The sequence below is a fragment of the Azospirillum oryzae genome, from assembly GCF_008364795.1.
GTDB lineage: Bacteria > Pseudomonadota > Alphaproteobacteria > Azospirillales > Azospirillaceae > Azospirillum > Azospirillum oryzae.
Genome location: NZ_VTTM01000013.1, coordinates 141737 through 164725, shown reverse-complemented (window position 1 = coordinate 164725; position 22989 = coordinate 141737). Strand labels below are relative to the sequence as shown.

24 protein-coding genes are annotated in these 22989 nt (G+C 60.6%); 14 read left to right on the top strand and 10 right to left on the bottom strand.

Annotation, left to right across the window (positions count from 1 at the left end):
* The first annotated feature begins 156 nt into the window (after positions 1-156).
* The 6 genes from FZ938_RS26160 to FZ938_RS26135 all read left to right on the top strand — a co-directional run bounded on the left by FZ938_RS26160 (position 157) and on the right by FZ938_RS26135 (position 4106).
* Positions 157-336: a hypothetical protein gene (locus FZ938_RS26160; RefSeq protein WP_109154433.1), complete on the top strand. Its 180-nt coding sequence runs from the start codon at positions 157-159 to the stop codon at positions 334-336.
* Between the two features lie 27 nt (positions 337-363).
* Positions 364-1767 (top strand): DEAD/DEAH box helicase family protein, encoded by a 1404-nt coding sequence (locus tag FZ938_RS26155; RefSeq protein WP_109154434.1) that lies wholly within the window; start codon positions 364-366, stop codon positions 1765-1767.
* Positions 1768-1835: 68 nt separating this feature from the next.
* Entirely contained in the window at positions 1836-2306 is a 471-nt protein-coding gene (locus FZ938_RS26150) for a hypothetical protein (protein ID WP_146203841.1), read from the top strand.
* A gap of 158 nt (positions 2307-2464) precedes the next feature.
* Positions 2465-2740: a hypothetical protein gene (locus tag FZ938_RS26145; protein WP_109154436.1), complete on the top strand. Its 276-nt coding sequence runs from the start codon at positions 2465-2467 to the stop codon at positions 2738-2740.
* 41 nt (positions 2741-2781) lie between these two features.
* Positions 2782-3423: an HNH endonuclease family protein gene (locus tag FZ938_RS26140; protein ID WP_109154437.1), complete on the top strand. Its 642-nt coding sequence runs from the start codon at positions 2782-2784 to the stop codon at positions 3421-3423.
* A gap of 173 nt (positions 3424-3596) precedes the next feature.
* On the top strand, positions 3597-4106 hold the full coding sequence (locus tag FZ938_RS26135) for a hypothetical protein (RefSeq protein ID WP_109154438.1): 510 nt from the start codon (positions 3597-3599) through the stop codon (positions 4104-4106).
* 201 nt (positions 4107-4307) lie between these two features.
* Here the strand turns inward: FZ938_RS26135 and FZ938_RS26130 are convergent, their stop codons facing one another.
* Positions 4308-4781 (bottom strand): helix-turn-helix domain-containing protein, encoded by a 474-nt coding sequence (locus tag FZ938_RS26130; protein ID WP_109154439.1) that lies wholly within the window; start codon positions 4779-4781, stop codon positions 4308-4310.
* 573 nt (positions 4782-5354) lie between these two features.
* On the opposite strand from FZ938_RS26130, the gene FZ938_RS26125 reads away from it, so the two are divergent.
* Positions 5355-5723 carry a DUF4167 domain-containing protein gene (locus tag FZ938_RS26125; RefSeq protein WP_246458211.1) on the top strand — a complete coding sequence of 123 codons (369 nt, stop codon included), beginning with the start codon at positions 5355-5357 and terminating at the stop codon, positions 5721-5723.
* Between the two features lie 883 nt (positions 5724-6606).
* Here FZ938_RS26125 and FZ938_RS31595 read toward each other — a convergent pair.
* From FZ938_RS31595 to FZ938_RS26095, 6 genes are all read right to left on the bottom strand, one after another.
* The gene (locus FZ938_RS31595) at positions 6607-6915 is read right to left on the bottom strand and encodes a DUF1643 domain-containing protein (RefSeq protein ID WP_109154441.1); all 309 of its coding nucleotides are present in this window, start codon (positions 6913-6915) and stop codon (positions 6607-6609) included.
* A 110-nt stretch (positions 6916-7025) separates the two neighbouring features.
* On the bottom strand, positions 7026-8324 hold the full coding sequence (locus FZ938_RS26115; RefSeq protein ID WP_136705928.1) for an ATP-binding protein: 1299 nt from the start codon (positions 8322-8324) through the stop codon (positions 7026-7028).
* Positions 8325-8650: 326 nt separating this feature from the next.
* The gene (locus FZ938_RS26110) at positions 8651-9535 is read right to left on the bottom strand and encodes a ParB/RepB/Spo0J family partition protein (RefSeq protein WP_109153177.1); all 885 of its coding nucleotides are present in this window, start codon (positions 9533-9535) and stop codon (positions 8651-8653) included.
* Positions 9528-10610 (bottom strand): AAA family ATPase, encoded by a 1083-nt coding sequence (locus FZ938_RS26105; protein ID WP_109153176.1) that lies wholly within the window; start codon positions 10608-10610, stop codon positions 9528-9530. The genes FZ938_RS26110 and FZ938_RS26105 overlap by 8 nt, the downstream gene beginning before the upstream one ends.
* Before the next feature lie 737 nt (positions 10611-11347).
* A complete protein-coding gene (locus tag FZ938_RS26100) occupies positions 11348-12196 on the bottom strand; it encodes a hypothetical protein (RefSeq protein ID WP_109153175.1) in 849 nt (282 codons plus the stop codon).
* A gap of 5 nt (positions 12197-12201) precedes the next feature.
* Positions 12202-12426 carry a hypothetical protein gene (locus tag FZ938_RS26095; RefSeq protein ID WP_109153174.1) on the bottom strand — a complete coding sequence of 75 codons (225 nt, stop codon included), beginning with the start codon at positions 12424-12426 and terminating at the stop codon, positions 12202-12204.
* A 646-nt stretch (positions 12427-13072) separates the two neighbouring features.
* Here FZ938_RS26095 and tnpA point away from each other — a divergent pair.
* The 3 genes from tnpA to tnpC all read left to right on the top strand — a co-directional run bounded on the left by tnpA (position 13073) and on the right by tnpC (position 15550).
* On the top strand, positions 13073-13483 hold the full coding sequence (tnpA, locus tag FZ938_RS26090; protein WP_109153172.1) for an IS66-like element accessory protein TnpA: 411 nt from the start codon (positions 13073-13075) through the stop codon (positions 13481-13483).
* Positions 13480-13827 (top strand): IS66 family insertion sequence element accessory protein TnpB, encoded by a 348-nt coding sequence (gene tnpB, locus FZ938_RS26085; protein WP_109153171.1) that lies wholly within the window; start codon positions 13480-13482, stop codon positions 13825-13827. The genes tnpA and tnpB overlap by 4 nt, the downstream gene beginning before the upstream one ends.
* Before the next feature lie 79 nt (positions 13828-13906).
* Complete coding sequence (tnpC, locus tag FZ938_RS26080; RefSeq protein ID WP_109153170.1) at positions 13907-15550, top strand: IS66 family transposase; 1644 nt, start codon at positions 13907-13909, stop codon at positions 15548-15550.
* A 219-nt stretch (positions 15551-15769) separates the two neighbouring features.
* Here the strand turns inward: tnpC and FZ938_RS26075 are convergent, their stop codons facing one another.
* Positions 15770-16027 carry a ribbon-helix-helix domain-containing protein gene (locus FZ938_RS26075; protein ID WP_109153169.1) on the bottom strand — a complete coding sequence of 86 codons (258 nt, stop codon included), beginning with the start codon at positions 16025-16027 and terminating at the stop codon, positions 15770-15772.
* 54 nt (positions 16028-16081) lie between these two features.
* Complete coding sequence (locus FZ938_RS31590; protein WP_109153168.1) at positions 16082-16657, bottom strand: FlhC family transcriptional regulator; 576 nt, start codon at positions 16655-16657, stop codon at positions 16082-16084.
* A 406-nt stretch (positions 16658-17063) separates the two neighbouring features.
* On the opposite strand from FZ938_RS31590, the gene FZ938_RS26065 reads away from it, so the two are divergent.
* The 4 genes from FZ938_RS26065 to FZ938_RS26050 are packed head-to-tail and all read left to right on the top strand — an operon-like array spanning position 17064 to position 21514.
* On the top strand, positions 17064-17714 hold the full coding sequence (locus tag FZ938_RS26065; RefSeq protein WP_109153167.1) for a response regulator: 651 nt from the start codon (positions 17064-17066) through the stop codon (positions 17712-17714).
* Positions 17715-17768: 54 nt separating this feature from the next.
* Positions 17769-18299: a putative pterin-binding protein gene (locus tag FZ938_RS26060; RefSeq protein ID WP_109153166.1), complete on the top strand. Its 531-nt coding sequence runs from the start codon at positions 17769-17771 to the stop codon at positions 18297-18299.
* Between the two features lie 29 nt (positions 18300-18328).
* A complete protein-coding gene (locus FZ938_RS26055; RefSeq protein ID WP_174757564.1) occupies positions 18329-20512 on the top strand; it encodes an ATP-binding protein in 2184 nt (727 codons plus the stop codon).
* Positions 20513-20563: 51 nt separating this feature from the next.
* A complete protein-coding gene (locus FZ938_RS26050) occupies positions 20564-21514 on the top strand; it encodes a glycosyltransferase family 2 protein (RefSeq protein WP_109153164.1) in 951 nt (316 codons plus the stop codon).
* A gap of 138 nt (positions 21515-21652) precedes the next feature.
* Here the strand turns inward: FZ938_RS26050 and FZ938_RS26045 are convergent, their stop codons facing one another.
* Positions 21653-22771, bottom strand: coding sequence for an Hpt domain-containing response regulator (locus FZ938_RS26045; protein WP_136705919.1), 1119 nt, complete (start codon positions 22769-22771; stop codon positions 21653-21655).
* Positions 22772-22989: the final 218 nt, after the last annotated feature.

Below are 22989 nucleotides of genomic sequence, written 5' to 3'. Positions count from 1 at the left end.
CTTCGTGATTGTTAGAGTCGGACGCCGCAGATAATTGTCGGGGTGCGACAATAAAGAAAGATTAGTATTTTGCCCTGGTGAGTCATCATCTCTTGAATGATGCGCTCTGTACGATTAACGTGGTCGTCAAGAGACCTAAGTCGCACAGGGTGGGCCATGATCCCTATCGTCATTCAGACCGACCGCTTCCCGGTGGGGAACATCGAGGTCTATGGGCGCAAAAGCAACGCCGATCTGATCTGCACAATGGGCGGTGATGCGACCATGAACGCGATCAACTGCATCACCCAGGCCCACGCTACCGGTAAGCGTGGCCGCCACCTTGCTGCGGCCTGATCGCCGCGATGCGCGTCTGAGGCAAACATGAGCCGTCGTCAACTTCGTCCCTACCAGGTCGAGGATCGCGAGAAGATCCTGCGTGTCCTCCGGCAGCGCCGCCACCCGCTTTACGTCTTGCCGACGGGCGGTGGCAAGACCACCACATTTGTGGAGGTCGCGGAGATCGTGTCGGGGGCTGGCTGGCCGACCTTGATCCTGACCCACCGGTGGGAACTTCTGAGCCAGGCGTCTCAGACGCTGCATCGCCTGCGGCTGCCGCACGGGCTGATCTATCCCGGCCGCATGCTGGCGCAGGAGGATGTCTATGTCGCTTCCATCGACACGCTGGCGTCGCGTCTGGACAACTATGCGCCGTTCCTGACGAAGATTAGGCTCGTTATCGTCGATGAAGCGCATCACGCCGTCTGCGGAAAGTACATGCGGGTCTTCGATGCCTTGGATCGAGCCCTGCGTCTCGGTGTGACAGCGACGCCGTTTCGGGCAGACGGCACCGGGCTTGGACTCGTGTTCGATACGGCGGTCGAGGGGCCGAGCATGTCCTGGCTTACCGAGCAGGCATACCTCGTCCCTGTCGACATCTATGCCCCGCCCCTTCACCTGGATCTCCGCAGCGTCCGGATCAGCTGTGGCGACTATTCGACGTCGGAATTGGAACGCATTCTGAACAACCCGGACGTCACCGAGCCTGCTGTGCAACAGTACGCTCGCCTCGCCTCCGGTCGCCCCACGATCTTCTTCTGCGTCAGCCGCGCCCATTGCGTCCACGTTGCGGAGCAACTCACGAAGGCTGGGTACGCGGCGGCGCCGGTGGACGGAAAGATGCCGGAGGAAGTGCGCATCGCCCGGCTTAAGGGGCTTGCCGACGGAACGTTGCAGGCGCTGACCAGCTGCGAGCTCGTTTCCGAGGGCACCGATGTACCAAATGTCGAAGTTGGGGTCATGCTCCGCCCAACCAAGAGCACTGGACTCTTCCAGCAGCAGGGCGGCCGGTTCACGCGGCCATCCGTTGGAAAGGTCAGGGGCATTCTAATCGACATGGTGGGCAACACCCTGGAGCACGGCATGCTCGACGAGGAGCGGGCATGGTCTCTTGACGGCGGCCACGAGCACCGTGACGTCACACCCGTTCACCGCTGTCGCAGCTGCTTTCGGGTTACGCGTGTCGACGATCGTCGACAGCACTGTCAGGAGTGCGGGGAGGCCTTGCCAGCGCGCAAACTGGCGGCCCTCTCCGTGCCCGGTGACGGCAAGGTGAATCGGCGCAGGGTGATCGCGTCGATGTCGGACGATCAGCTCAAGACCGGCGGCTATCGCACGTTGATGCGGCTCGCCAGCTCCGTCGATGACCTCGAACGGATCGCCCGAGCCAAGAACTACCACCGCGGCTGGGTGCGCCACCAAGCGAAGGAGAAGGGGCTCGCGGCCTAGAGCCGTCGGGAAAGACGGTCAAAACCGACGTCTTTCGCCGACGCGCCGCCGGCGCCCAGTCCGTCATAATGGATGCCATGACCATGAGAAATTCGAAAGTGCCCTTCCCCAGCCTCGCCGAGATCGAACAGAATGTGATCCATTGCCCCGCCGAATGGGTTCGCGATCACACCCCGGTGACCGTCGCCACCATCGATGGTCCCGCCCATCCGCGCGTCGTGTTTGGACACGGCCCGATGGGTGTGTGCCTGCATGAGATCGCAGGTGAAACGTGGTGGCTTGTGTTCTGGCGCGACAACGGACGTCTGCTGTCCTGCTGGGAGGATATCCACCAGGCGCAGACCTTTGCCGATACGCTGATGCGGGTTCCCTACATCGACGAGATGCTGGCCGGCATCGACAGCCCGTCCGGCAATCTGCACCCCTGGCTGATCGGCCTGAAGACTGCGGTGATCCAGTTGTCGCTCAACGGCGCGGCCGCCCTCGATCCAACCACCAATCGGCCGGCGCAGCACTTCGAGAACCGTCACTGCACATAACGCCCTCTGGAGACACCTCATGCCGCCCGCCAACGACAACAAGCCGAACACCCGGACCAAGATGCTCTTCGGCGTTCTGTTCGGGTTCTGGCTGGGGGTTATCGTCTCGTACGTTCCGCGCCTCATTTGACCGACCCGATGAAGGAAGCCATCACACCATGAGCACGCTGTCCAGAGACGCCCAAGTCGTCGCTTACCGCCTATTCGGAATGGGCGCCGTGACGACCATAACCTTCGAGCCCCCGCACTTCATCAGCTCACGTGCCCTAGCGGCTTTCGATGAACTGGCCAGAGCCGGGATGATTCAGCCGTTCGACCCTAAGAAGCTCCCGGATGGCAGCAAAGGTTGGCAGGCGACGCCTCGGATCGGACGGCCGTGGAGCGAAATCCCGGAGCCTACCGAAGCCGAGCTCTTCCCAATCCTCTCCGCGTGATTACCGCCCCGCCTCTCGTCCCATCGACACGGACACGCTCGATGCCCCGCTTCGCCATCCTCATCGCCGCCGCAATGGTGGCCTCCGCCGCTGCCCAGCCGGTAGCGGCCCAGCAACTGCCGCCGGCGGCCGCCGAAATGCGCAAGGGCTATGACCGCAAGGCTTGGGGCGATTGGGAGCCTGTAGAAGGGTGCCTGACAACGCGGCACGCGGTGCTGGCTGCCACCTCGCTCGTTCAGCCGAGGCTCCGAAACTGCAAGGTCGTAGCGGGGCTCTGGCGGGATGCCTGGACCGGGGCTGAAATTACCGATCCCAAGAACACGGACATCGATCACGTCGTGCCAGTTCAGGAAGCGCACGACTCCGGAGGGTATCGGTGGGAGACCGCGGTCCGACATCGGTTCTTCAACGACATGGAGAACCTGGTTGTGACCGGTCGCGAGATAAATCAGCGAAAGGGCGCCTATGGTCCCGAGGCTTGGCTGCCTGAAGGGGAGGCCGAACGGTGCTTCTTTGTCCGGCGCTGGATCTACATCAAGCACAAGTGGCAGCTCACCGCCGATGAGCGGGAACTCCAGGCACTGCAGACAGTCCTCCATACGTGCCCGGTCGAACAGCCGGTCTCCCGAGGGGGCAGCCCAAACCCGACGGCTCCTATCACAGGATCAGAACTCTATCGCTGATCTTAGGGCATCCGGCCCGAGTGAGCGATTCAGCAGCGCGCGCCCAGACGGCCCCCGCCGGCCGCACCGCAGGATCGATGGGCGTCGCACAAGGACATCGAATGACCAGCATAATGCCGCCCGATCGCACCCGCACTGGGACTTCAGGCCCGTCCGTGGTAACGGTCGGAAACATGACCTCGACTTCGGACACGACGATGCCCAGAGCAGTTAATGCGGCGATTATGACCAGTGAAGCCTTCGTTTGGTGGCTGCACACGATGCAGTGGACCCACTCCAAGGCGGCGCAAGAACTGGGTCTCAGCATGAGCCGCATCGACGAGATGCTGCGAGGCGCAAAGCGTGGCACGAACACGCCCACGACCATCCCCGCCTACATGTCCTTGGCTTGTGCAGCGCTTGCGGAGGGACTGCCGCCGTTCGCGTGGGACGAGGAGAAAGGCGTGATGCCGCCCGAGGATTTTGAGCGGTGGCGGGCGGAAATGGGACAGGAGTTGGAATTGGGCAAGCCCGTTCCCTTCCGGCAAATCGCGGCCATGCTTGGATTGAGCAGCGTTGAAACGCCTGCGTACTGGGCGCGTGGCGTGCGCCGGGATGGGAAGCCCGCGCCAATCTATCGTGACCGTGCCCTGGCTCTTAATGCGCTCCTGCATGGCGTCATGCCATGGACCGCGGAGCGCTAAGCCTAGGAAGAGTGCCTTGATGCCGCTCGCACTTGGCCAGAGATGCTGTGCGTCGCCGACCCGCACCGGGAAGCTGCCCGTGCGCCGGTGCCGGTCGGGCGCCCTAGCAAAATCTTGAAATTCCCTTGAGCCCGGCGGTGATCGCCTGAAGGTCATCCGCGGCGGGCTCTTGGTCGTCGCTGCGTAGTTACGACATTGAGTTTAACCGGGATCGGAAGAGCTCAACCTCGTTAGGGCCTTCGCCAAGTCGATCAGGCTCCTGCGCACGGACAGGTCGCTGATGGTGTAGTAGGCACGGACCAGCTCCAGAGTTTCGCGCTTGACCATCGGATCCGGCTCGTAGGCGCTGCCGGAGTGCTCGCCGATCACTGCTGCGCCGTCTTCGTCGACCGGGGCCGCCGCAACATGAGACGGCATGTCATCGAAGAAGAAGGACAGGGGCACATCAAGCACGCGCGTTAGATAGAATAGGCGTGACGCGCTGATGCGGTTCGCCCCGCGCTCGTATTTTTGTACCTGCTGAAAGGTGAGACCAATGGCCTCCCCGAGTTTTTGCTGACTCATACCAAGAAGGGTTCGACGTAACCGGATGCGAGCCCCAACATGCGCGTCAATCGGGTTGGCTCCCTGCTTCTTGCGGCCGCGGGTCTGCTTCGGCTTGGTATTGTTGCTCATCGTAGGTGAACTCCTTATGCAGCGGCTGCAGTGGGCATTTGGAAAGGTGACACTGGGGCTGTGGTAAGGCATGCCGGATTCAGCAGAACGGCGCCGGGCGATGGACTACCTGGGATCATCGCCCACCCGGCCGGGAAGGCTACCTTCTGGCCGAAGTAATCTAGTCGGTTATGCGCCTCCAAAGCGGCCTTGAAGCCGCGCGCGGCGACACTGCCGAACTCACAGATGGGGCCGAGAGGGCTCAGCTTCACAGTGCTGTGCATACTCATTGCTTCTGACGGGGGAGGTCGCCAATGGCTTCACTCCACTGGTCGTCGAGGCCAAAATAAGAGATATCTGTTAACGGGTCAATGAGCGATATCGCTTTAGCGCGGCGATGGATAGAGCGCTTCGGAGCGGCCCAAAGCCCTTTCCAAGAAGTATGTTGAGGAAATGGGCCTCGGTTTCGCCATCGGCGCTTTGTGCCTGCATCGTCCCCAATGCTCAGCATTGAAGAGGATCGGGAAGGTGATGTCGGGCATGCGCTAGAGAAGGTGCTGGTCAGTCGCGGGGTCAAAGTCCACGAGGCTAGGAATGACGGCGAATAGCGGCTGGATGGCTCTTTGGCAGTTGATTGCCCAGGTCAGCGGAAGCGGTGGTATGCTGTCGGCACCTTCAAAACGCTCAAGCGCACCTGATCAGAAAGACGCAAACAGAATGTCAGTCTCAAAGCCCATGGGAAAGCAGTTTTCGAGGCCTGCATTCGGCAAGGCACGGTCACAGAGCAGCCTCTCTCAGGGCGGCGTGCGGCCGGCGAGCCGAGTGAATGGAACGGCACAGCAGAAACAAGCTCAATGGCTTGCCCGTGCAGCTGACGCGGAGCGTAGTGGCGATGCGGTCGAAGCAGAGTTGTGTCGGCAATACGCCGAGCATTTCTTTCGCGTGTCACGAGGACAGGAATGAGGGGCTCTGCGGAGAACGGGGGCAGCATAGCCCGGGTGTAGAGTGCAAAGCACGGCAGACGGCACTCGCCAAATGGACGACATGCTGTTCGACCGCGACGCAGTTGATTGTGCCAGGTGATCCAAGAGCATTGCGTTGCGTACTTCGAGCCGACAGGGGGGCCACCTGCTTTTGTCCGCCCTGCCCTTCAGTGCCGACAGTGTTCTCAAGGGCGTCGCCAAGCGGTGAGCCTGCGAGCGGACAGCCCTCATAGCTGAATAAGTCACGTTCGATTGCTACCGAAGCAGGATCAACGGCCTTGAAAATCGGTGCTGCCCGCCGGGAGCCATGGCCGAGCCGGCAGTACCCGCGCTCCAGGTCCTTTTGAGTGCTGAACCCGAAGCCAATGAGTTGCACCCGACAGTTCATAGGTCTTCATAGATCGTCGAAGCGGTGTTTTACCCGACGTCGGGTAAAAACCTGAGGTCTGGGAGGCGCGGTTTGCTCCCGGCACCGCCCTCTGCCTTAAGCCGCGCAGCATCGCACGCGCATAGGTGCGACCGGACAGGTTCAAAGTCGCACTGGCTCGTCGAAGCTGTGTTTTACCCGACGTCGGGTAAAAGCCGACCAGAAAGGGCGGTGCGGACGCTTGGCAGGCATGAGACATCTCGACTTTTCTCGGTTTCAAGGACGCGGCTGGATGTCGTCTGTCACTTAGCGGTTACCGCGGGCTTGCGGGTCAATCGGAACCTCGTTCGCGGTCGTACCAAGACCGGAAAGCTGCGGTGGCCTCTTCCCTTCCCTTCCCTTTCCTTCTGGCGAGGAAGAGGAGACGGCCCCAAAAACTCCCCGTGTTCCCTCGTGCCGCAATCACAAGGCCGTCGCTCAGGGAGATGGTGCCTAATTAGCAATTTTTGTCAGGTCGGATGGGGTCGGCCGCCTGGCGTATTACGCCTGCGCGCGCGGACTGGATAGCGGACAGCTTCGTCATGCAGAGCGCGCCAAAGCTCACCGCCCTGCCCCATTTCTCAGTATGCGTCACTGTTCGGTCGCGGGTGTCCTCGTTCGCCGTGGACGGTTCTGGGTCGATCATCTGCAAGAACGGCTTGGAGCCGCCCCAGACACGCCAAAGCGTGTAGCAGTGGCTGCAGTCGCGTCCGTCAGTTCCCGAACAAGTGTAGGGCCAGCCCGGATATCGGGATGTGTCTGCCATGGCTGAAGTTGAACGATAAAGTCATGCGGTCACCTGCAGCGTGGTCAATGGTACAAAACCATGGCGGCATTTTGGGGCCGCCGCAGTAACGCTCGCAGGGACTGCCGCTCTTAAACCAGCGTCATGTCCAGCCATCGGGTGCCGCTGTCACCCTTGTTCTTGATGGCTATGATGGAGCTTTTGTGCGTCTGAATGCCCTCTAAGCGTCGGGGTTCGACTTTCAGCTTTTTGGCGGCGCGATCCAGAAAGATCGGGTCGACGCCGAGGACGAACTTTGTTCCCATCTGTGCGAGGATCTCGTCGGGAAAGTCCGTCAGGTTCTGTGATGAGAGGATCAGGCCGAGCCCGAACTTACGTGCCTCTCGAGCCCATACGCTGATGATATGATCAGCCTCAGGCGACACAAATTTGTGGCTTTCGTCGAGAAGAACGAACATGACGGTCTCTGGTTTCTGACCCTCTCCTCGGGCCGCTGCAAAGATGTCATCCAGAATGAAATCGACCGCCATCCTCTGGCCGTCGGACGAAAGCGCTGACAGATCGTAGCGCCAGATCGCTGCTGCTGGATCGAACTCGTATGTATCGGCTCGAAACAGTCCGGAGCGCTCCAGATTGCAGATCCGCTCGTAACAGCTTTGGAGGACCTCCTTGTTCCCGTAGCGGAACAGTGCGCTGACCTCCTGGCCATCGGACATACCTTCAAGGAACCGCTCGAACAGCTCACGGCATCTGTCCTTGAGCTTGTCGATGTCCACGCTGGTCTCCTCGCCACGGATCTCCTTCTTGATTGCGCGATCCATCGAGCGCAGCTTGCGGCTGAGATCGTCGAGCGCGGCAACGGTTTCTGAACTGGTGCCCAGAAACACCTGGGTCATCTTGCGCTCCATGAACCACTTGAGCGTCTTCACGGTGGGGTGTCGCTTGGGCATCTCAGGATTACGCCGGTCATCATAGCGCAGGTTCCACGTTTCAGGCCGGTCAGCGTGGAAGCCGAGGTAGGCGTAGAGGTCGAGTAGGATGTTGTGGAGGGTGTGCTCCTGCTTCGAGCCGAGCGGCCGGCTGGTCCGGCTGATTGTCTTTAGGAAGGTTTCGATGGCCCGAGTGACGCCACCGTAGTCCGGGTCCTCGCGGACGGTGAGAGGGTTCAGTCCTAGGTCGGACGTGGCGCTGAACCGGAATGAATCCTCGCCCGAAACGCCCATGTCACCGTGGGGATCGAGGACCACGAACCTGATCCGCGAGTTGACCAAAGACATGCCGGCCATAAGCCGGCGCAGGCGGGTGGTCTTTCCCGACCCTGATGGGCCGATCACCGTGAAGTGGGAGTTCATGACCTTTTCGGAGTCCCAGAACACTGGAATCTCTTCCGGGCCTTCAGCCGGCTTATAGGTGCCGAATTTGATCCGCACTACGCCCACTCCCGCTACGTCCGTTCGCTGTACGGGGCGGATAATAGAGATTTCGCGTTGGGTCGCGCGGCTCCGAAAGACGCTGAAATCCGGCGTCTTTCTACGGACCAGCCGGCGTCAACTGTTCGCATACGACGGTGCGTGGGTTGGGGCAGGGGGAGCGTGCCCAGCTGTGAGCCGTGCACCCTGTAGCTCAGACTTTACCCGACGTCGGGTAAAAGGAGAGGAGCGGGCGCACCGCCCTTGTCCACCCGTTTTTACCCGACGTCGGGTAAATGGTCGCCTCTACGAGCTATGGACAGATCCCGCGCGCCCAACGAGCGCAGTCACTCCCCGATGATTCCGGTGATCACATCTCGCAACCGCCGAAGATCGTCCACATCATCAGTGGACAGGTCCTCGGATCGAATTTCCTGCTTGGACAAGCTGGTCGCCATGGTGCGCCACTGCTTTCGGGCTCTCTCAATGGGCGCAGCCCTAGGCGCCGTCGCGGCTTCGGGAGCAGGGTTGTCGTCGCCCCGGGAAGCGGCCTTTGCTTTGCGAAGCTCTGCAACGCTCGCGCCGTTCTTGACCATGTCCCAAAGGCGCATCGTCACGGCCTCGTCGTCGATACCAAGAAGCTCCGACAACGCCGACTTCGAAACCTCCTTTTGAATGGCCTCGTACTCGACCAGGACGGCCGCGGGGAGCTTGACGATGTTCAGCAGGCGGGTGACCTCAGACTGGCTTTTACCTATAAAGCGCGCGAGGTCCTCTTGGGTTAGCTTCTCTCCCTTAGCCAATGCGCGCTCTTGCAGTCGCACGAGACCGCGACCGCTCTCGACGGGCGTGAGGTCGACACGTTGAAGGTTCTCGACAAGAGCGGTAACCTCCACATCCTCCCGGTCCGACACGATGATCGCGAGGATGTTATCTCGCCCGAGCAGTTGGTGGGCTCGGAACCGGCGTTCGCCGGCCACCAGCATGTAGCCACCTTCAGCACGCCGGCGGATCAAAACTGGCTGCTTCAGACCATGCCCGTCGATGCTGGCTGCTAGGCCAGCGAGCTCGGCTTCATCGAAGGTCTTCCGCGGCTGGTTCGGATTTGGGTGTATGTCCGCGAGCGGGACCTTGTTGATCTCCGGAAAATCGGGATTTGTAACCCGGTCAAGGTCGATCGATGCCGCTGCGAGACCGAATGCCGGGTTGGTGTTAGCGAACTTCTTAGCCATTCGTCGTCTCCAGGGCAGGGGCCTTAGCGAGCAGGGCGTGTGCGATGGAGCGGTAAGTCTCGATACCGTCGGCTTTCGGCACGATGGCAAACAAGGGCTTGCCGGTCTGAACCGCCTTGGCGAAGTCTTTGCGCTTCGGGATCGGGTCCCACACCTTGATGTGCGCGCCGAACGCAGCCTGCAGATCGCCCAGGGTTTGCACGTCGATAGTTGAGCGGCGCTCGAAAATGGCTGGCAGGATCCCTAGGATCTCTATCTTCGGGTTGCCGCGCCGTTTCACGTCTTGGATGGTCTTGATGAGGTGAGGGACACCGAGCACTGCCATCGGTTCGCAGATCGTCGGGATCAGGACCTGATCGGCGGAAATAAGCGCGCTCTCCGTGAGCCCCCCCAGATGCGGTGGGCAGTCGATGATGATAACGTCATACGACGGCTTCAAAGGGGCAAGGCGTTCGCCGAGAACCTTATCGCCTTGCGTCTGGCCGAATTTCAGCTGGCCCTCGGCCTGCGCCAAGGTGATCGAGCAGCCGATAAGGTCGAAGGCGCCATCGCAAACCTTCACCGGGAAGTGCACTGGATCAGCGCCTTCGTTGAGCAAGAAGTGGGTGAGGGAGCGCTGTTCGGCCTCCAACTGCATCGGGTTAACCGCGAGGCTCTGGGTCGAGCTCGCTTGCGGGTCGGCGTCAATCAGCAGAACGCGCTTCCCCATTTCGGCCAAAAGGAAGGCGAGGTTGCAGGAGCTGGTAGATTTGGTTACGCCGCCCTTTTGGTTGGCAAGCGCAAGAACCACGCATGCAGTCTGGTGAGCCGGCGGATTGGACGTGACACCAAATAGCTTGTCGCTGCTGGCCAGGAGGGCTTCGCGCAAACCGGGCACGAGCTTTCCCTCAGCTGCATTCGAGTTGGCTCGAACGAAGTTGGCGACGGCCGCTGGGATCTTCTCGCCCCCCGACTCCCAACGACTGATGCGGGCCCGGTCATAGCTTCGGCCGATGCCGTCGTTCAGCCAGTCCGCAAATTCGGCCTGAGATGCGCCGCGTTGCTCACGCACCGCCTTCAGCGTCAATCCTTCCATCACGCGGCCTCATTCTTCTCATAGGGTGGTGGTCTGGTCGGAGCATCGCAGGTGGCGGGATGTGCGTCAACAGCGTGCCGCTTATGCGTCACGCGTACAAGCGAAGTGCGGCAAAACGGTCACGATCACGTTTACCCTGCGGGATTCGTTTTACCCGACGTCGGGTAAACACCAAGGGCAGCGGACATTGGCGTCCAGCCGCATCCGTGGAAGCTCAAACAGGCATCGAGCAATGAGCGATGCCACTACAGGTGCTCTGGCGGGTCACATAACGCGTTAGTAGGTTTGCGCTGCGCGTTTGTATTCTTGAAAAGTGCTCTGGCGGTTCACAGGAATGCAGTTCAGTGCGGGCACGGGAGGTACAGCGCGAAACCGGACCCTGCCGTAGGGGCCAAGGAAGAAGGGGAAGGGAAGGGCGTGACCCGGTCAGCGCACGGCGCCAGTGGGGCGATTAAGGTCCTCGCGAAGAAGCCGGCGTAACCTCCCGCCCGGCGCGGCGCGCTCAATCTGGCCTAAAGGACAAAGCCGTGCAGATTGCCCGGCTGCGCATCCACCGTCAGGTAGAAATTACGACGTTTATCGACCCCGGCCACACATTTGCTAAGCTGCGCCGCTACGACCTCGCGCGGAGCCGGTTTTGAAGGCCAGGAGAGAGCCCACGGCGCAGCTGCTCTTGCGCGCGTCCGCGGCGAATGAGTCAGTTGTCCGCTTCAACCTCACTCCATGAGGCAAGACGATCAGAACGGCTTTACTGTAGCAGTCGATACGATCCGCCATGCCGGATCAGCGGCTATCAGGTGAGATGAGATCGCATTGATGTGGAGCTGACCATAGAGCACCAGGATACTGCGGTCGCGCGCGTCCTCAATCTCGCGAGCGACGCGCTGTTCACGCAACGTCGTGATCGCCGGCGGGAGCACCGCGTGTGCGTATCGACCTGATGTCGTGGTGGAGAGCAGGATCTGGAAGGCGGCGCGCACGCGGTTCTGAACCCAGCCGGGGAGGGTGTCGAATACTTCCCGCGCTTCTGCCAAGGTGAATGGCGCGTCAGGTTGGCGGTCGTGGGCGGACGGTGGGGTAGGGGGGAGTTCCGCGAGCAGCTCAGATAGCGTCACATCCACGTTGCGCACACCCGGCCCAGGCCGGCCAACAATGGCATCGTTGTCTTGGAGAACCAGTCCTTCGCCGAGTGCCGGCGCGAGCGTTTCGTACGGATGTGCCTCAGTATCCTCTAGGAGGTTTGGCGCACCTCCCAAACTGTTTAGGACATCGGAGAAAGCACCGTTGCCGCGGCCGACGTCGTCGCGGACGCCTTCGTAGAAAACGAGCCAACCTTCGCCCCGGCGGCGAGCGACTAGATCGGCTACGTCGCGGTAGAACTCCGGCGAAGCGATGTGGATCATGCCCTGCATCTCAACCTGGCGTGTGCCGTCCGTCAGCATTATGCGGGACAACTCCAGCGGCAGCGCGGAGGCAATCAAGGGGAGGGCAGTGAAGGTGGCAACGCCCACTCCGGCCACTGCTACAGGCACCGCGAGGATAACGGCACCGGTGATGCAAAGGACCTTGCGAAGGCGGCTTTTCATGGCAGTTACTCGCTGCTCCGGGCCGGTTCGGAGCCGAAGTAAGCTCCGGCTGCCTGCTGATCGATGATGTGACTGCCGCCCTTGCCGGCGACAGCGGCCGGGTGATGGCGAAGAGCAAGGAGGAGGGTGGCGAGGCTAATTCGGTCGGTGAACCACAGGTGCAGGGCCGTCAAGGCATATTGGATTGTCAGGCGGGGCGGGCGGAAATCGTGATCGGAGATGGTCTGCATGCAGCCTTACTCACCAGCCGAGTTGCGCTCGCGAAAGTACCAATAGGTGCCCATGACCAGGGTCACATAAGCGATAATTACGGTAGGAGACCACATGATTGCCACTTCAAGAGACCGGAACAGAGGTGTGTCGATGTAATCGGCAAGAAAGGCGAATTCGCTAGCATTAGCCTTTAGAAATTCATGATATCTCTCACGGTTCATATGGTAATAGATTGCACTAATTGGATGGTAGATAACTACCAGAGCCGCGACCAGTGTACCCTTATTCCGTAGCACCCACGCGATCATCTTGCGTCCTCCAGTTCTGGCGCAGCATCCTAGCAGCGGGGTTTGGTCGCCGCGCCGGAGAAAGACGGCGCTTTTCGAAGCCTTTCAGGCATACCGCCATGTTCTGGCGTCGGGGATGGACGCTTGTAGCTGGGCAGCGGCGTATAGTGGCCCCCGCGAAATGGGCAGTTACGCTCCATGAAGGCTGCTGGCAGGCTGCGGGGCGTGAATGCCTCGCAGTGCACCATTGTGACCTGAAGCGCGATCCGGCGGACTGGGGTACGCCTCCGGTGAGTGCCGCCTTGGCAAAATAGGGTCCGACGTCTGAGTTTTGCGTAGCGCGTCATCGCGCGGACGCAAACGAGTTGCAAACGTCATGGCTTATCAGCGGGTCGAGGTTCTGACGGGGACGGAGCGGCGGCGAAATTACACGCTGGCGGAGAAGGTCCGAATGGTCGAGGAGGCATTCCGCCCCGGCGTGGTGGTGACGGAAGCGGCCCGCCGGCTGGGCGTGCACGAAAGTCTGCTGTACCGCTGGCGAGGGCTGATGAAGGCGAGCGGGACCGCCGTGGCCGAACCGTCCAGCTTCGTCGCAGTGACCATCACGCCGGAGCCGACCGTAACCGAACCGCTGGTCGGAGAGCCCCCTGGAGCGTTGCCGCCACCGGCAAGGCCTGCGATAAGCCCGGCAGTCCTCGAGGTCATCCTGCCCAGCGGGGCACGCCTGCGTCTGGAAGGACCGGTCGATCCGGCTCTGGCGGCGGCCGTCGTCGGTGCCCTGGCATGATCCCGATGCCGAGTGGCGTGCGGGTATGGCTGGCCACCGGGCACACCGACATGCGCAAGGGCTGGGCGAGCTTGGCGTTGCTGGTCCAGGAACGCTTCGCCCAAGACCCGCACAGCGGCCATCTCTTCATCTTCCGCGGGCGCCGCGGCGATCTGGTGAAGATCATCTGGTATGACGGCCAGGGCAGTTGCCTGTTCATGAAGAGGCTGGAGCGGGGCCGGTTCATCTGGCCCACGCCGGCGGACGGCGCAGTGTCGATCTCGGTTGGGCAGATGGGCTATCTGCTCGAAGGCATCGACTGGCGCAACCCGCAGAAGACCTGGCGGCCCGAGGCCGCAGGGTGACTGCGACACGGTGAATCGACGGGCCGGTTCAGGGGGGATTGCGGCGGCTCGACGGTGCGATCCCGGGTAAACTGGCGCCATGACCGCCGCTTCGCCCCCTGCCGCCTTGACCGACGACATCGCCAGCCTGCGCGCCGCCTTGGCGCAGGCCGAAGCGCGGGCGGACGCCGCGGAAGCCGAAGCGGCGCGGGCCAGGGCGATGGCTTCGAACACCGAGGCGCTGATCGCCAGCCTGAAGCTGGAAATCGAGAAGCTCCGGCGCGAGCTCTACGGCACGCGCTCCGAGCGCAAGGCGCGCCTGCTGGACCAGCTGGAGTTCCAGCTCGAAGAGCTGGAAGCGACGGCCAGCGAGGACGAGTTGGCGGCCGAGCAGGCCGCGGCCAAGACCACCGCGGTGGCGGCCTTCACCCGCAAGCGGCCCTCGCGCCAGCCCTTTCCCGACCACCTGCCGCGCGAGCGCGTCGTTGTGCCGGCCCCGGCGAGCTGCCCGTGCTGCGGCTCGGACAAGCTGTGCAAGCTGGGCGAGACGATCACCGAGACGCTGGAGGTGATCCCGCGCCAATGGAAAGTGATCCAGACGGTGCGCGAGCGGTTCTCCTGCCGGGCCTGCGAGACGATCAGCCAGCCGCCGGCGCCGTTCCATGCCACTCCGCGGGGCTGGGCCGGTCCCAACCTGCTGGCGACCCTTCTGTTCGAGAAGTTCGGCCAGCATCAGCCGCTGAACCGGCAGGCCGAGCGCTTCGCGCGGGAGGGCGTGCCGCTCAGCCTGTCCACCCTGGCCGACCAGGTGGGCACCGCCGCGGCGGTGCTGAAGCCGCTGCACGACCTGATCGCGGCGCATGTGATGGCGGCCGGGCGGCTGCATAGCGATGACACGCCGGTGCCCGTGTTGGCCAAGGGCAAGACCGACACCGGGCGGCTGTGGGTGTATGTGCGCGACGACCGGCCGTTCGCCGGCCAAGCCCCACCGGCGGCGCTGTTCCACTATTCGCGCGACCGCAGGGGCGAACACCCCGAACGGCATCTGGCCGGCTTCTCCGGCTGGCTGCAAGCCGATGCGTTCGCCGGCTACAACCGGCTGTACGAACCCGACCGCCAGCCGGGGCCGATCCATGCCGCGCTATGTTGGGCGCATGCACGGCGCGGCTTCTTCAAGTTGGCCGACATCGCCGCGAACACCAAGCGCGGCAAGGATGCTCCGCCGATCTCACCACTGGCGCTGGAGGCCGTAAGGCGCATCGACGCAATCTTCGAACTCGAGCGCGCCCTGAACGGCAAGCCGACGGCCGAGCGGCTGGCGGCACGCCAGGAGCGTGGCGTCGCCCTGGTAGCCGCGCTGGAAGCTTGGATGCGGACGGAGCGCGCCCGGCTCTCCCGCCATGCCCCCGTGGCCAAGGCGATGGACTACATGCTGACACGCTGGGACGGCTTCACCCGCTTCCTCGGCGATGGCCGGCTGTGTCTCACGAACAACGCCGCCGAACGCGGCCTGCGCGGGATCGCCCTCGGGAGGAAAGCGTGGCTGTTCTGCGGCTCCGATCGCGGCGGGCAGCGAGCGGCGATCATGTACGGCCTGATCATCACGGCGAAGCTCAACGACGTCGATCCCCAGGCGTGGCTCGCCGACGTACTGGCCCGCATCAACGACATCCCGCAAACCCGCCTGCATGAACTACTGCCCTGGAACTGGAAAGCAATCCGCGAGCAGACGAAAGCTGCCTGACCGCGGCACTCACCGGATGCGTACGGACTGGGGATCGCGCGGGTGTACTTATCCGCGCGCGGCAGCATGCGGCAGAGGCTTGCGCCAAGCACTTGGATCACTCTGCCCAGCGACAGCAGGTGCCCTTTAGCATGAGCGACGTCACCGGAGCGGCCCCAACCTCATCCATCGCTTTGGATCGCAAGCAAAGCGATGGGCGTCCGGACCTCGGGCAGGGGTTCAGTTCGCGCGGAGAAGAATCGCTCCGGCTTCTTGCGCTTCGACAGCTGACCGGTAATAGGCGATTGCGAACATGCGCAGCGCCGTAGTCAGGCTGTCAGCCCCACGGCGGCGGTTGAGCTGCTCGACAAGGGTGGCCAGGTCAGTGTTCTGCCGGGCCGCGACATCCCGTAGCGCCTCCCAGAACTCTTCTTCAAGCTCGACGGTGATCCGCCGCCCGTCGAGGGCAAATACAACGGCGCTCGTATTCGTCTTCATAGCAGCCTGCCGCCATCCTTCTTGGAACGTAGTAGCGCCGGTCGACGGCGCACACTAGCTGACGCGGACGGCCCTATCCACGGCGGTGTTATCCCGCCAGGTATGGTCATGTACGGAGGAGCGGCCTTTTGCCAGGGATGCACCACAGTGAGGACACGACGATGCCGCTGCCACTTCTTTGTGGACCACGTGGTCGCGCCCACACTCGCAAGACACGAACGAAATGGCCCGGGAGCGTAGCTCCCGAGCAAGGACCCAAGCTGCAGCGATGGTAGTCGGCTCAGTGGTATGCGGGTCTCGTGATGCGAGGTGCAAATCATGAGAAACGATGAGCGCATTCACGTCGACACGGCGGTAGGCGGTGCTTTGCGTCAAACGGACGTAATGGCTCAGGAAGTTAGAAGCCTGACGTGCTGTGGCTGTTGTCCCTAAGAGATCGGCGACATCGGGGAGCGCCGACGCCGGTGGCGGCACATCGTGATGCTGACGATAAAGTTCTCGGATAGCCTCATCGGAAAGGCCGGTGTGCAGCCGAATGATCGGCAAGGGAAACCACCGCAGAATCATGCGGGCAGCCAGATCCGTATCCAAGGGCGCAGCGGCAGGTCGTTGCAGTGAGGCGGCCGACATTCAGAGACGCTCCTGTGGTGTACCGGATAAGTTGCTCGGGAAGGCTGGCGGAGCGCGTCCGTACCAACCCAACCATATGGGGAGCCCCCTACCAAAGAAGGGGTAGGGCGACCCTACCTGCGAGGCAGCCGAAGCGGCAACAGAAAAATGCTCAACTTTGTCACAGTTGGTGAAGATCGCGCCTAAGCCATTGACAAAGAAGCAAAAAAACGACGGGGTGTGCTAACCCTCGATGTAATTTCTGTAACAGGGGAATGCGGCTCCCATGGGAAGCGCGGAACGCGACCAGTCGTCCGGAGAGATCCCTACCCCACCGGAAGGAGTAGGGCGTTGTACCAAACGGGGAGCCTGTATATAGTGCCCCCAGTTTTGGGGGGTATTCGCATATCCATAGGTGGACTAAATAATGAGAATACTACTGGCCGACGATCATTGGTTTTTGTACGAGTCTATGGCCCGCTTGCTCAATGAGGAAATTCCCGGAAGTGAAGTAGTGGGAGTGGCGACTCTCGACGATGCTTTCAAGGAAGTCGATCGGGACAAGGCGTTCGATCTTATTTTATTGGATTTGAACATGCCGGGTATGGCCCCAGGTGGACAGGACCGGTTTTCTTGCATCGACCGGATAAAAGAGATGAGGCCAGATACACCAGTTGCGATCATCTCTGCCGAGGAGGACGAAGATATCGTTCAGGAGGCACTATCAAGAGGCGCTGCTGGTTATATTCCGAAGTCTCTGGCTCGAAACTCGCTCGTGGCGGCTATGCAGCTACTTGTCTCTGGAATGACGTTTTCCCCTCGCCCTGCCATCCAAAGAATTAGCAGCAACGCCGATAGCCGTGGTGAGCGAGGCCCTCAGAGAGGTGGCCAGAAGGGCGCAAGCCTTAGTGCCCGCGAGAGCGAGGTGCTTTCCTTGATGGTGCAGGGCCTTAGCAATAAAGCGATCGCTGAGCGGCTCGGAGTTAAGGAAGTAACGGTTAAAGAGCATGTAAGTGCGATACTAAAGAAGAGGGGAGCGAAAAGCCGCTTGGAGATCATCGCCGCAGCCGTTAGGTAAAACGCAGCAGACGCAGTTTCGACGTCGTTAGCAAACTAGGGGATAAGGGGTATCATGATCAGGACTGTGTACCGCTCTTTCTTTGTATTTCTATCGGTGGGGTGCGCTGTTGTTGCTTTCGACAGTGAACGACTCAGTGCCCCAGCTCAAGCAGCTGAGAGCTCATCACAGGATGCCGGCGCACCGATCCTAGTCGTTAGCGGCTCGACCGCCGGCGGTCAGGAGCGCAGCTATAGTAGGGAGGAGTTCGAGGCTATGGGGTTGGCAACCCTGACTACCCGGACGCCCTGGAACCAAGACCCAGTCGAGTTCTCAGGTGTCAAGCTGTCAACTTTCCTACGACAGATCGGCGCCAGTGGCCGGACGCTACGTGTGACCGCACTGAACGACTACGTTACGACTATACCTATTGAAGACGTTAAATATGATCCAATTCTCGCGACGCGGCGTGACGGGAAGCCGATGTCAATCCGTGATAAGGGGCCGATCTTCATCATCTACCCATTCGACGATGATAAGTCGCTGAATAGCGAGCTGTTCTTTTCTCGCTGCGCATGGCAGGTGAAATCCATACAGGTTGAGTGAAGATTTTCATGTTGCGGCCATGGACATTGTTGAACGCTATCAAGCTGCCTTGCAAGCCACGCCGATCCACGAACAGGATTGCCTTCCAGGCACTCGCTGCGACCGGTACGCTTATGGTGCTCCTGTGGTCCTACTTAGACGTCCAGATATCGAAGGAACTGGATGCGCAGACAAACCAGAGGATCGAATCTTCTCAATGGTCTCTGCACCAGTTTGAGGTGGAGTTCTACCGCTTCTCCGCTTTGGTCCGGGACTTTGAGCGAAGAGCTGAGAACATAAAAGACATTGAGGTCCGGTACGATATTCTGCTTAGCCGCTTCAGCGTTCTCAAGAACGACCATTGGTTCATTTTGGAGCGAAACCCCTCTCTGACCAAGCGGATCAATTTACTTGAGCAAATGGTGTTAAGCTGGGAGCCATTGCTCGAGGCGCCATCCGGCAGCGAACGGCGAGCAGCGCTGTCGTCAATGATTCAAGAGGCTGAGAACACACTCAAGCCGCTCGTAGCAGAAATCCATGGAACTGCTAGCGCGTCAAAGGCAGAGGCGAGGAGTCTGCTCGTTGAGAAGCTGACTCACGTAAATTGGGCGATTGCTGCATTGGCAATTACTGCCTTCGGATTGGTTACATCGCTCTACGTCCAGATCAAACGCGAGGAAAGAGCTCGTCGGGCAGCAGAGACGCTTGCTGATGAGAAGACAGCTCTTGTCGCTGAGCTCGAAGACGCTCGAAATCAGGCCGTGGCGGCCGGTAAGGCAAAATCCGCCTTTCTCGGTGCCATGAGCCATGAGATCCGGACGCCAATGAGCGGCATAATCGGCATGGCCGACCTGCTTCACCGGAATTCAACGGGCCCTGAGCAGCGCCGGTGGGCCTTGGCGGTCAAAAGCTCCGCGACAGCACTTCTCACCGTGGTCAGCGACGTTCTCGAATTCTCGCGAATTGAGGGAGCAACGGTTCAACTCGTCCACGAGGCTTATGACATCGAGGAACTGGTTGACGGGGCCCTTGAGTTGCACGCGCTGCCGGCTGCAGAAAAGGGACTGTGGCTTGAGTCATTCGTCGAGCCTGACGTGCCTCGAGAACTACTGGGCGATCCGGGCCGTATTCGGCAGATCGTCGTCAATCTCGTCAACAACGCGGTGAAGTTTACCCAGGCCGGCGGCGTAAAGGTATCGGTTTCGGCATCTGAGAGCAGCGGTGGTGGGAGGGACCTGCGGGTCTCCGTAGAGGACACGGGCCCAGGGATCCGCGACGAGGATATTCCCCGCCTATTCAAGCCCTTTAGTCAACTTGATGCCGGCGCGTCAAGACGGTTTGGTGGGACCGGTCTCGGGCTCGCAATCTGCCATGGACTGGCGGACCAGATGGGAGGGAAGGTCACTGTCAAAAGCGCTGCCGGCAGTGGGGCAACATTCAGCCTCTCCTTGCCGATGTGTGCAACAGACAAACAGGAGACGATCGCACGTCTCAACGGACTTCCTCCAATTCTGTCTTTCATGCGTTCGTCAGAAGAACATAACGCGGTTTTGAACAAACTGCGCATGATTGGCTGCGAAGTGTTCAACGCGAACGAACAAATCGCTACGGACGATAACCCGAACCGGGCAGTGGTCGTTCTAGATATGGACCACCCTGCCGCGGCCCAGATCGAAAGCAGCATACCGCCCGACTGGCCGCTGGTCCGCGTGGTTTCCGCCAGGAGCCATGGTTTGATCGGCGAAACCGGCACTGTTCTCCTGAAGCCTATACGGCGGTCTGCTTTGGCTGCGGCGCTTGCGGAGGCGGCGGGGCAAGGGACTGGCGGGACTGCTTCGGATCGAGTGTCGGCAAATTTGTCTATCATGGTCGCGGAAGACAATGGTTTGATAGCCGACATTATTTCATTCTATCTTCGCAAGGAAGGGCACGAAGTAACTGTCGTCGGGAATGGTGCTGAAGCAGTTACGGCGCTAGAGAAGCGATCCTTTGATGTGGTGTTGATGGACGTCCAGATGCCTATCATGGACGGTATTACTGCCGCGCGAGCCATACGTGCACGGCAAGACGAACGAGGGCGAATCCCAATCATTGCAGTTACAGCGAACGCTCACGACGACGCGGCTGAGTTATGCAAGAGCTCGGGGTTTAACGGATTCATAACTAAGCCAGTAGATAAAAGAACTGTCGGTCATGTCATAGCGTCCGTGCTGGCCGGAACATCAGCTGTGTAGACCGAAGACTGGTAGCCGGCGCTATATAACCATAGGCGGATCGTTCAGGAAATGGACTATAAATTGCCTGCGGAAGCCCCACGTTGGCAGCTTCCACTGACATTGCCTCCCAGCTATTCGATTGAGCAGCATCTGTACTCCGCCCTCGAGATCACCGTCATCATTCCCGTGAAGGACGATCCGGACGGTTTGAGCGAGACGCTATATGCGTTGAATGAACTCCATGCTGGTGTGCGTCCGGCCAGGGTGATCGTCGTCGATGATGGGTCGCGCGACGCAGGGGCGGCCACGAGTGCTGAAGTCCGCAAAGCGTGCGAGGGCGGTCTGGTGGTTGAAGCGTGCGTTCAGGCTGTAAACCGTGGACCAGCCGCAGCACGTAACCGTGGAGCCCAATTGGCGTCTACGCAATGGCTCTGGTTCCTCGATGCTGGTGTGCGGCCGGATACGGATTATCTGGAGGCCCTTACGGACCATGGCCATATCTGCCCGGTGGTGGCGTGGACCGGCCCGATCGCTTCGGATCCGACTGGGCTGTTCGCCTCCTACTACACCGCCCAATCGACTCTGAGCCCACCCGCTCAGCCAGACGGGCAACTGGATGGCTTTGTGACCGCGTCCGTTGTCATTAATCGCGCAGCATTTGAAGCCGTTGGTGGGTTCGATGAGCGCTTCCGGAGGGCGGCTTGCGAGGACCTCGATCTCGGCCTACGTCTCCGCCCTCACGGCCTGATCGGATACGCGGCTGATCTGTTGGTGCGGCACCGGTTTCGCGAAGACGAGGAGGATTTCCGCCGGCGATTCAGGCGCTACGGATTTGGCTTCTTCCAGTTCGGCGCTAAGTGGAAGCGGAACATGGAGCCTTGGCCGGTGATCGCGAAAACAGACGATCCTGTGCACCGCCAGCTCGCCGGAATCCAATACGAGGCACTCTGGCAAGGCTGGAAGGAAGCCCAGGCCATGGTTGAAGAGGCAAAGTCACAGGGGGCAGGCTTGCTCTCCTAAGGGCATTTCGTATACCTGCGCAACGTCCTGGAGCGCATGGTGAACGGCTACCCCGCCGCACGCCCCGCCGATCAGCTCCCCTGGAATTGGAAGGCCGCCATCAACGCCTGATCGGGTGCAATCACGCCCCGCTTACATTCAAAGAAGCTGGTAGTTAGCGTAAGCCGCCTCAGCATCTGTGAGCGACTGTTCAGCTGCATCGAGGAGAGCGTTGATCGTCGTCCACGGCGCTCCGGTACGGCTTGCTTGTTCAAGCTGGCTGGCTTGTAACGAGACCTGAAATGCTCCGAAGGAGCGTGATGTACCTTTGAGCGTGTGCGCTTCAGCTTGCATCGTGTCGTGGTCGCGGATCGAGCGCATCGTGGCAAGCTTGCCTCGTGTCTCGGAAACGAACCTGGCGACGAACGAGGGCACATGCTCCTGGCCTAGGTCCCGTAGCATTGCGGATAGCGTATGCCCGCAGATCCTCTCGTCGTTGACCGGGAGCGACGGAAAGGACCGGTTCAGGACCCTAACGAGATCATCCAGGCGCACGGGACCGTCAAGAACCTCTTGCGCCCCATGAGCCAGAATTGCGAGCCGGTAGGCAGGGTTCGCGTCCCCGATCAGCGCCACTATCGGTGTGCTGCAGAACGGAAGGGGGAGGCGCCGCAGTGACGCAATTACATCGAGGCCCTCCATATCCTGAAGCTCGGTGCTTATCAGCATAGCATCGTAGCAGTTCCGACCAGCGGCATCGATGGCATCGCTGCCGTTGGTCTCCACCTCGAGCGCAATATTGGGCAGGGACTGGAGAAGAGCTTTGATCAGATCGGATACGGCCGGGCGATCTTCGACTAGGAGCACTCTGCGCTCGGGGTGATGGTGGCGGACGATCTCCCGCACGGTACCGCTCTCTCTCTCGTCGGGTGTGGACACTGAACAGGGAGCATTATCAGAAGAGAGCCGCGACGCTCCGGCAATCCGTCCACCTGCTTCGTGCACAGCATTCAGAACGCGCTGGGCTGCGGCCAAAGATGAGAGTGGGCGATTTACACTGGCTGTGTTGCCGTTGCTCTCGTCATAGTTCTGCCAAGCGTCAGGGTCGATCGCTCTGGCAATAAACTCAATGTCAGCTTCGGTTTTCATCTCGGTCGTACAGCTCGAAAATTCATCAACTGATAGGGTTGAGTTAATCCAACGGCTCTGCTCATTCCCAAGGTGATCGTAACCCTTTAAAAAGCCGGTTGTTGGGCGGCTTGAAGCGAGTAGCGACAACCACAATGTTCCTGCTGATATAATATCTGAGAACTTAACAAGTAGTTTACTGATAGTTTAGACGATATTTTAATAAAAAGCGTCAATCAGTTGGAGCCAATCTGCGATGTGACTTCTAGGTGGCATCGGCATGTTGAGCGATCATGGAGTTGTGCTGACAAGCGTGGGTTGTGGTTTGCCGAGGTGCGTTGTCTATTTCGACTTCATCTGTACATGTA

Excerpts from the sequence above, each read along its gene's own strand:
- FZ938_RS26100 (WP_109153175.1), bottom strand. The coding sequence starts at position 12,196 with ATGAAAAGCCGCCTTCGCAAGGTCCTTTGCATCACCGGTGCCGTTATC.
- FZ938_RS26130 (WP_109154439.1), bottom strand. The coding sequence starts at position 4,781 with ATGAGCAACAATACCAAGCCGAAGCAGACCCGCGGCCGCAAGAAGCAG.
- tnpC (WP_109153170.1), top strand. The coding sequence starts at position 13,907 with ATGACCGCCGCTTCGCCCCCTGCCGCCTTGACCGACGACATCGCCAGC.
- FZ938_RS31595 (WP_109154441.1), bottom strand. The coding sequence starts at position 6,915 with ATGGCAGACACATCCCGATATCCGGGCTGGCCCTACACTTGTTCGGGA.
- FZ938_RS26145 (WP_109154436.1), top strand. The coding sequence starts at position 2,465 with ATGAGCACGCTGTCCAGAGACGCCCAAGTCGTCGCTTACCGCCTATTC.
- FZ938_RS26105 (WP_109153176.1), bottom strand. The coding sequence starts at position 10,610 with ATGGAAGGATTGACGCTGAAGGCGGTGCGTGAGCAACGCGGCGCATCT.
- FZ938_RS26060 (WP_109153166.1), top strand. The coding sequence starts at position 17,769 with ATGATCAGGACTGTGTACCGCTCTTTCTTTGTATTTCTATCGGTGGGG.
- FZ938_RS26155 (WP_109154434.1), top strand. The coding sequence starts at position 364 with ATGAGCCGTCGTCAACTTCGTCCCTACCAGGTCGAGGATCGCGAGAAG.
- FZ938_RS26075 (WP_109153169.1), bottom strand. The coding sequence starts at position 16,027 with ATGAAGACGAATACGAGCGCCGTTGTATTTGCCCTCGACGGGCGGCGG.
- FZ938_RS26110 (WP_109153177.1), bottom strand. The coding sequence starts at position 9,535 with ATGGCTAAGAAGTTCGCTAACACCAACCCGGCATTCGGTCTCGCAGCG.
- FZ938_RS26150 (WP_146203841.1), top strand. The coding sequence starts at position 1,836 with ATGGATGCCATGACCATGAGAAATTCGAAAGTGCCCTTCCCCAGCCTC.
- FZ938_RS26140 (WP_109154437.1), top strand. The coding sequence starts at position 2,782 with ATGCCCCGCTTCGCCATCCTCATCGCCGCCGCAATGGTGGCCTCCGCC.
- tnpB (WP_109153171.1), top strand. The coding sequence starts at position 13,480 with ATGATCCCGATGCCGAGTGGCGTGCGGGTATGGCTGGCCACCGGGCAC.
- FZ938_RS31590 (WP_109153168.1), bottom strand. The coding sequence starts at position 16,657 with ATGTCGGCCGCCTCACTGCAACGACCTGCCGCTGCGCCCTTGGATACG.
- tnpA (WP_109153172.1), top strand. The coding sequence starts at position 13,073 with ATGGCTTATCAGCGGGTCGAGGTTCTGACGGGGACGGAGCGGCGGCGA.
- FZ938_RS26065 (WP_109153167.1), top strand. The coding sequence starts at position 17,064 with ATGAGAATACTACTGGCCGACGATCATTGGTTTTTGTACGAGTCTATG.
- FZ938_RS26125 (WP_246458211.1), top strand. The coding sequence starts at position 5,355 with ATGACGGCGAATAGCGGCTGGATGGCTCTTTGGCAGTTGATTGCCCAG.
- FZ938_RS26135 (WP_109154438.1), top strand. The coding sequence starts at position 3,597 with ATGACCTCGACTTCGGACACGACGATGCCCAGAGCAGTTAATGCGGCG.
- FZ938_RS26050 (WP_109153164.1), top strand. The coding sequence starts at position 20,564 with ATGGACTATAAATTGCCTGCGGAAGCCCCACGTTGGCAGCTTCCACTG.
- FZ938_RS26095 (WP_109153174.1), bottom strand. The coding sequence starts at position 12,426 with ATGCAGACCATCTCCGATCACGATTTCCGCCCGCCCCGCCTGACAATC.
- FZ938_RS26160 (WP_109154433.1), top strand. The coding sequence starts at position 157 with ATGATCCCTATCGTCATTCAGACCGACCGCTTCCCGGTGGGGAACATC.